This is a genomic window from uncultured Brachyspira sp., from assembly GCF_910588665.1.
Classification (GTDB): Bacteria; Spirochaetota; Brachyspiria; order Brachyspirales; family Brachyspiraceae; genus Brachyspira.
The window spans coordinates 1-1,838 of sequence record NZ_CAJUPR010000040.1 but is presented as its reverse complement, the minus strand read 5'-3'; the positions used below and the strand labels follow the sequence as shown (position 1 = coordinate 1,838).

The following is a 1,838-nucleotide window of genomic DNA, read 5'->3' as shown; positions in this document are numbered from 1 at the left end:
TAAGGTAATAATTCGTAATACTATAAAATTCATTTAATCCATCAAGTTTTTTCCATTCGCTAAATTCGCCTAATTGCAAATCAGACAATGCTTTGCAGCAACCACCAATATTATTAAAAAGTTTAATTTTCATTTTATTCGTAATAGAAGATTTCATATATAATGGAGATTGTGTGGCTTTTTTGAAATAATCTTTATAATTAGGAGCATCTTGATATGCAAGGAATGCTATTTTATGCTTTATACGATTAATTCGTTTCAGATTTAAATGCCCATAATACAGTATATAAAATTTGATTTTACATTTTTCATATTTGTCTTTATCTCTAAATATTACATTAATAGCAACAAACATTATTTCGTAATTCATATATAATGTTAATCCCCAGTAGTAAGGAATAAATAAAATCGTTAGAATCAAAGGTAATAAGAACTGTTGGGAAACGTCATTCCAATTAGTTGTATTAAATTCTATAATTGTTTTGTATAATGCAAATCCTAAATAAACTAACCCGATAATAATAAGCAACTTATTTAGGCATGAATGTGTTTTTTGGTAATCTTTGCCATTCTCTGTATAATATTCAGAATATACGCTAAGTGCGGTTATAAATGCTACTACAGGAAGAGCTATCAATTCAGTAATCAAACTAAATGAATATAGATTTATCATGAATTGTACGATGGCTGTAACTGCAATATTACTTTTAATTAAGTCAGTAAAATAACCAAAATCTTTTATTCTATTTAATGTAAAAGCAGTACCTAATGCAGAAAATATCAGCCATACAATGGTATCTTTCAAAAGAAATATTCCCCAAATATTTAACGAATAAAGTAGTATAACAATTATAGATGCATAAATAACCAAAGTTGTATATATAACTACCAATTTGAGGGTAAATGCAGATATTATAATTCTTTTCAAATGGAGTCTCCACCTGTTCTTAATTAGAAAATAAACTAATAGGATAACTAGCCAAATTAGAAAAGCTAATTCCCTATTTGAAAAAACGCTTAAAATAGCACTCATTTTTGCTTAAAATTATGTGTAATTTCGTCTAACTGACCTTTTAGTAATTCCTGAATATCTATTTGGTCTTGTTTTTTAATTTTTTCTTCCAAAGGAGAAGAAAAAACACCAGTATAAAAAGTATGATTTTTTAGGGGATATCCGCATCTACTAATTAAATAAGTATTGGAAAAACTTAAATCTAAAATGTTGTCACAAAAATGTAAATTAAAAACTAAAAGTCTATTTTTCTCTAAGAGTTTGAGGGAATCCGTACACTATTGCAGAGTAATCAATTATTATGGGTATAGCAAAAGTTCCAACTATAACCACAGAATCTTTGGCTTCTACAAATTCATACAGATAATTTTTAGCTAACTGTTCTAAATAGTGCTTACTTAAATTAATAGGCTTAGTATTGACGAATATTGGTTTTTCTTGTATGCTATTGGGCAAGGTTATACAAATACCTTGTAATTCTGAATTGTCAATATTTAAGTTAAAAGATAGTTCAAGTGAATCTATCTTTTCTTTTATTGCTGGCGTATGAATTATCATATCTTTACTAATTCCATACTCAAAACTCTGTTTTGATGTATAGTAGGATAAATAGCTAATAATTAGAGCTATTACAGATATAATTATAGGCAATACTGCCATGATAAATTTTAATATTTTCTTCATAAACTATTTTTTTACAAAGATACGAATTATCAATCATTTAATGGATTGAATAGCCTACAACTTCGATTTCCAGTGAATGGATAGTTTGCATACTTGTAATTATTATCTTTTTCCAACTGGCACATTCCCCGAAACGCCAGCC

2 protein-coding genes are annotated in these 1,838 nt (G+C 27.4%); both read right to left on the bottom strand.

Going from position 1 to position 1,838, the window contains the following annotated elements; translation table 11 throughout:
- On the bottom strand, nt 1–928 hold a 928-nt coding region (locus QZ306_RS10475), incomplete at its 3' end, for a hypothetical protein (RefSeq protein WP_295163646.1).
- 327 nt (nt 929–1,255) lie between these two features.
- Nucleotides 1,256–1,696 (bottom strand): hypothetical protein, encoded by a 441-nt coding sequence (locus QZ306_RS10470; protein ID WP_295163645.1) that lies wholly within the window; start codon nt 1,694–1,696, stop codon nt 1,256–1,258.
- Nucleotides 1,697–1,838: the final 142 nt, after the last annotated feature.

Coding starts and splice junctions, on each gene's coding strand:
- QZ306_RS10470 (WP_295163645.1), bottom strand. CDS start 1,696: ATGAAGAAAATATTAAAATTTATCATGGCAGTATTGCCTATAATTATA.